The sequence below is a fragment of the Candidatus Limimorpha sp. genome (genome assembly GCF_056203535.1).
Genome location: NZ_JBADWU010000074.1, coordinates 1 through 6,396 on the forward strand (window position 1 = coordinate 1; position 6,396 = coordinate 6,396).

Below are 6,396 nucleotides of genomic sequence, written 5' to 3' on the forward strand. Positions count from 1 at the left end.
GGTTCTCGCCCATCGGCTTGCGGTATGTAGTAGTTTTCTGCATGATTCCGTATGATTTCTACTGCAAAGGTACGATTTCCTGCTGAAATATCAAACTAAATAACTAATTATTAGTAAGTTAATTTATAGAACAGCCCTTAAATTAATAGTTGCCACAAGTGTTTCTCCTTGATAGAATTTGATATCCAGTTTCTTCACAGGGACAGGGAATGCTACAAAGAAGAATTCAATTCCTTTATCATCAGTTGGTATCAGTACTCCTTCCTCACCGCAGTTCAAAGTGATTGTATAGCTTTCACCACTAAGAATCTGAATGTCTTGCAATTTCAGCTAAAAAGCAATGGAAAAGGCAAGGGCTGCCTGTGGTAAATATGGAGACATTGCATCTTACTTTATCAGATAATCCTCCACCGTGCGCGAAGCGGATGAAAACGAGACACCGTTTTTCACGATGCGTTTCCCTTCCGCCGCGTAGGGTATGGCGTAGCCTTTCGTGTCAATCTGCTCCAGAGCCTCGGCTGCCGGACGGTCTATCTTCAACTCCATCACATAGGTCGCATCGGGCAGGAAGACCACCACGTCGCAGCACCCCCGCACCGACTTCACCTGCGTGTAGGTACGGCAATTGATCACCGAGAACACAATGAAAAATATCACCTCGTAGTAGGCTTCTAATTTCGTCAGGTCGTCGAGTTCACGACTACCGTTCTCCAAATAGGGTATGGAGGCGAAGAACACCTTCATGTCCTGCATGGCGGCATCCGTCTCATGGCGCAGCAGATGGGCGTAGAAGTCACCAGCGAAACTGTCAGGATAAGCGTTTATCTTCAGCATGGTCTGCATGAAATTCTGCAAGAAACCGACCTTCACCTCGGCATTCGGAAAATCAAGCACATATTTGTCGGAAGCAAACCTATAATTCTTAATGGTAAGATAACCTAACTGATAAAGCAAAGGCAAGGCCGTTGTCATGGCCTCGGTAGGAACATCGAACTCATTGGCCGAGACCTCAAGCTGCGAAAGGCTCAGCACGTTGGTGTTGAAGCGCTTCATCTGTGAAAACAGGTAGTTCGGCGTGCCGCTCGTGAACCAGTAGTCGGACAGGTCCATATCCATAAAGGCATTGGTGAGGCTGAAAGGGTTGTAGACATTCTGAGACGCGCTTGTGAAATAATAGCCGTCGTATTTCTGCTTCAGCTTGGCGTACATCTCGTCCTTGCTACAGCCGTATTGGGTGGCCAGCATTGCCACGTCGGGGTCGAAAACCGCATTTAGCTCCTCTTCCGTGAAGCCGCACAAGGCTGCGTATTTCGGCTTCATCGAAATGTTCCGCAGGTTGTTGATGGTCGAGAAGATGGAGAGCTGAGAGAACTTCGTGATGCCCGTGATGAAGGCAAACTGCAAGTGCGCATCGCAGATTTTCAGCGTCTGGTAGAACTCCTGAAGGATGCGCCGCACTTCCTCAAGCTGCCCCGGCTTGTCTAAGTATTCGAGCAGCACCGAATCGTATTCGTCGATGATGACGACTGCGGGCAGCCCCGTCTGCTCGTGGGAGCGTTCTATCAGGCCCGCCAACCGTTTGCCCGGCGAGTTCTCGTTTTCGTTCCTGCCATACAGCTTTTCATAACGTTCCAGATAGAGTTCAAGGCTCCGTACAACGCCAGCCATATCGGCCTGATTCTTGCACGCGCTGATGTCGAACCTCATCACGGGGTAATGTTTCCATTCCGTCTCCAACTCGGCCATGCGGAGTCCCTCGAAAAGCTCCTTCCGGCCTTCAAAGTAATACTGCAAGGTGCTGCAAAGCAGCGTCTTGCCGAACCGTCGAGGGCGGCTCAGGAAGACATACTGCGACTCGTGCGTGAGGTCGTAGACCAGTTCCGTCTTGTCGACATAGATGCAGTTCCTCTCGCGGATCATCTTGAAATCCGAGCGCCCTGCCGTGTAGATGCGTTTCGATAGTGCCATGTTGCCCAGCTTTTTATTGACACTGCAAAAATAAAAAATAATTACCAAATCATAATGCAATGTCGTTTTTGGACAATTGTTTAGTCATCAAAGTTGTCATTTTCCATTATGCCTTAGTGCGTGACGACGACCCTGCAAACCTGACTGTTTCCATCAGTTGCCTGTAACTTGATGAAATACACGCCATTGTCAAAATCAGCGAAATTCATTTCAAAAGTCTTGCCGTTGACTTTGACTGTATTTATCAGATTTCCTTGCATATCGTAAACGGCTGCATTTTGGATAGTTGCTGTAGTCTGAACGGAAACGCGGTTGTGCGTAGGATTTGGAAATACCTTGCAATCCATGGCTTCGTTTTCGGCAACCGCCAAAATCTCGTAACTCGTAATGATGCGTTTTACGGAAACTATATCATTTCCATAAACCGCCTGAACTTCAATGACATAGAATTTTCCGCTTTCTTCGTTAAAAACATATTCGGTAGCCGAACCGTTTTCAACGACCAAAGCACCATTCAGCGTGACATTGTAACCCGTTGGATTGGCACCTTCGGCAACATTCCACGATGCCTTGAAAGTCGTTCCGTCTTTCATAAGAATAAGGTTTTCAACAGGATAAGGATGTTCGATGGTTTCATACATGAAATGGCTGTTCAGCGCATTTTCCACGCCAGGTTCCTCCACCCAAACGACTACTTCCAAATCGTCCATTTCCTCGACAAAAGTCGTCGACATGTCGTAGTCGTAATCCAAATGCAGGGTTTCGCCTTGACTGAGGTTTATCGGCTTGCCATTGCCGTCGGGCAGCATCTTCATCATGACGTGATGAAATTCCGTCTCGCCATTAGAACCGACATTTCCTGTCGTAATCTTTTCATTGACAGATACATAAACCGTTGCACCCACCAAATCCATGTACGACATAAGGTCGACGGAAACAAAGACCATTGTGCCTTCGGTGTGAAAAGCACCTCGGATTTCGACTAGCGAAAGCGTATTGTAATGCACGTCAAAAGCCTCTTGTGTAGGTGCGTAATTCATAAAACCTTCACAATCCATGTAGACAAACGGGGCAAAAGGCACCTCGCGGTGAGGCGGCAAATGGTTGCCACGGAGGGTGACATCGAACGAATAATAGGGGTCGTATGGAACATTCATGCAGTATTTCACGTAGGATATTTACCCGGATTGTTATCGCAAAGTGCCTGCATTTCGGCATTAAGCGGGGCGCAAGGTTCACAATTCGATGAAGAAAACACTTCTAACAAAGGTGTTTTCTGAGCAAATCCCAAATTGACGGCAAGGTCTTTTTCAGCATGGTCATCGCCGGTGTCATCATCGGTAGTGCCATTCACGCTGAGGATTTCCAGACTCAAAGTATAATTGCCCGGAGCAAGATTGGCAAGTTGCGCAAAACTTAAATCGGCAGCTTCCATTGGCGGAATGTTCACCGAAAAAGTCTCAGCAACAGGCTGATTGTCATCAATCTGATAACTTGCCTCAACGGAAGTAATGTCAAGCGTGCCAAAATTCCTGACCATCATGCCGATGGTTTTGTCGCCTGCGGCAATTTCATCCCCAACATTGATGGTACTGATGCCCAAGTCAAGCATATCGCTGCTTTGTTCGCCGATGATGAAAATGTTGTCGAAATACCAGTCATCAAAATAAGTGCTGCTGAAATAAGGTTCTACATAAATGGAAAACAGCACATTAGGTTGTCCCATATCGGCATTGGCGATGTCGAAACTTTCCTCATAAAGCATGATTTGGTCATAATCGACGACTCTCGAAAAACAACGGTTCCAGGTGCTGCCGCCATTTGAGGAAGTTTCGATGGAAACGGTGCAAGGCTGGGTCACATGCGTCACATAATGGTTGAAGGAAAAAGTGACTTCAGAAACGCCTGTCAAGTCAAGAGCATTGAAAACCATGCGCGTAGGCGATGAAAAATAAGGACTCCAGCAGAGATTGAGTTCGTTAGGCGTTCCGCCGGCGTAGGTCGTTGATGCAATCGACCAATTGCTGAAACCGTCTTGGGTTACATGCCAACCTTCCGGATAAGAAGCGCCATCGAAAGTTTCTTGCAAAATGACATTTCGGGTTTGTGCCATGAGTGTTGCCGAAAACAGCATGGCAAAAAGGATGAATGTTTTTTTCATATTGAATTAGTGTTTATTATCATTAAATCGTTAAAGTTGTCATTTTCCATTATGCCTTAGTGCGTGACCACAACCCTGCAAACCTGACTCTTTCCGTCAGTTGCCTGCAATTTGATGAAATACACGCCATTGTTAAAACCGGTGAAATCCATTTCAAAAGTCTTGCCATTGACTTTGACTGTATTTATCAGATTTCCCAGCATATCGAAAACGGCAGCATTTTGAATGGTCGCCGTAGCCTGAACGGAGACAAAACCTTGGGTTGGATTTGGAAACAACCGTACTTCATCAGCCATGTTTTCCGCAATCATCCAAGTGTTGATTTTGGTAACAAGTTGTTTCACGGATGTGTTATCATTATCATAAACAGCTTGAACTTCAACGATATAGAATTTGCCGAAATCAGAAGCAAAAGTATATTCCATTTCGGTAATTTGTGCTGCTACCAGATTGCCGTTCACAAAAACATTATAACCGACCGGATTGCCGTCGGCAGGCATATCCCACGAAACGCTCATCAGGTTTTCCTCGCCTGATTCGTTTTCTGTTAATATCAGGTTTTCAACAGGATAAGGGTAGTTTTCCGTTTCATAAAGGAAATGGCTGTTATAGATGTAATGTGCGGCATAGTCTTCAATCCAAACAGCAACTTCCAAATCGTTCATTTCCTCGACGAAAGTAGCCGTCATGTCGTAATTGAAATCAAGATGCTCTTTTTCTCCGGCCCTGAAAGTCATGGGCGTTCCGTCAGCATTGGGCAGCATTTTCATCATGACGTGGTGGAATTCGGTTTCGCCGTTGGTGCCAACATTTCCCGTTGTAGTCTTCTCATTGACAGAAACATAAATCGTCAAACCATACATGTCGGCGTATGGCATGACATCGAGTGAAACATATATCATGCTGCCTTCGGAATGGAAAGCGCCACGGATGTCGAAAGGAGCCATCATATTGTGATGACTGTTGAACTCATCTTCATTTGGCGTAGCCGAGACTGTTTCAGCACCATCGAAAAACACCTGCGGAACGCCTGTCACGTTATAGTGGTATTGTCTGGCATAGCCTTCCTGTGTGAAATACGGATCGCCTGGATAAGGGAAATCGGTGACATATTTCACGTAGGTGAACTTGTCGGGGTGTGCAGCGCAAAACTCATTCATGGCCGTGTTGACCTGCACGCATGGATAGCAGGTTGATGCCGAAAAATGCTCTATCATCGGTATCCTTTCCGCAAAGCCCAAACTGACATTGATTTCCTTTTCCAAGACATCGTCGGACGCATCGTCGTCATGGGTTCCGTTCACTTGAAGAAGTTCCATTTTCACCACGCTTTGGCCTGGCATGAAGTTGGCTGGCGCGGCAAAATCCAACATAGCCGTTTCCAATGAAGGAATGTTTAAATTGAAAACTTCAATTATAGGTTCTTGATTGTCAATTTGGTAACTTGCTTCAATGGAAGTGATTTCGGTAATGCCGTAGTTGGTCACCTGCATTCCGATGCTGTGGTCGCCACAAGCGATGTGTTCCGGCACATTAATCACATTGATGCCAAGGTCAAAATTAGTGTTGGTGTAAATACTGATATCATCAAAATACCAGTAATTCATGCTTATGCTGTTGCCTTCATAGAAAATGCAAAACTGCACATTCGGCTTGCCCATATCGTCATTGACAATATCAAGGCTTTTCGTGTAGATACCTGTGGTTGAGAAACTTTCGCGCCAACATTCGTTCCAAGTGACTCCGCCATCGGAAGAGGTCGCCACGCCAAGGTCGCTTGGATTATGGAAATTGTCGAGATAATGCTTGAACGAAAAGGTAACGCCTGCCACGCCCGTCAAATCGATGGCTGGAAACACCATTCTTGAAAGTCCTTCGAACGAAGGTTCCCAGTTGAGCATCAGTTCATTAGGATTTCCGCCAGCATTATTGGTGGCAGAAATCGACCAGTTTGAGGTGCCTAAACCTGTTACCGTCCAGCCCGTCGGCATCGAGCTGCCATCGAAAAACTCCTGGAATAGCATTTCGCGGTTTTGTGCCACAACTGTCGCCGAAATCAAGGCAGCAAGTAGAAACAATAAATGTCTTTTCATAGTTGAAAGTGTTTGATGTTTATGATTTTGCAAAAACCTTAAATCCGCAACCGATCTGCAAGAGTAATGAGTTCCAAAGTAGCAGGCCGGGAAGATGCCTTCAGGCCGTAGGGAATGGCATTTAGGTGTTTCCGTTGCACAAAATCCCCTTACCCCACGATGCGTCTTGAGGCA

Annotated in this window: 4 protein-coding genes; all 4 read right to left on the bottom strand. The window is 46.1% G+C overall.

What is annotated here, in order from left to right; genetic code table 11:
* Positions 1 to 387 precede the first annotated feature (387 nt).
* Complete coding sequence (locus AC06MN_RS08850; protein ID WP_475672006.1) at positions 388 to 1,968, bottom strand: ATP-binding protein; 1,581 nt, start codon at positions 1,966 to 1,968, stop codon at positions 388 to 390.
* Positions 1,969 to 2,081: 113 nt separating this feature from the next.
* Entirely contained in the window at positions 2,082 to 3,137 is a 1,056-nt protein-coding gene (locus AC06MN_RS08855) for a T9SS type A sorting domain-containing protein (protein ID WP_475672007.1), read from the bottom strand.
* Positions 3,134 to 4,129 carry a hypothetical protein gene (locus tag AC06MN_RS08860; RefSeq protein WP_475672008.1) on the bottom strand — a complete coding sequence of 332 codons (996 nt, stop codon included), beginning with the start codon at positions 4,127 to 4,129 and terminating at the stop codon, positions 3,134 to 3,136. The genes AC06MN_RS08855 and AC06MN_RS08860 overlap by 4 nt, the downstream gene beginning before the upstream one ends.
* A gap of 56 nt (positions 4,130 to 4,185) precedes the next feature.
* The gene (locus tag AC06MN_RS08865) at positions 4,186 to 6,222 is read right to left on the bottom strand and encodes a T9SS type A sorting domain-containing protein (RefSeq protein ID WP_475672009.1); all 2,037 of its coding nucleotides are present in this window, start codon (positions 6,220 to 6,222) and stop codon (positions 4,186 to 4,188) included.
* Between the last annotated feature and the right edge of the window lie 174 nt (positions 6,223 to 6,396).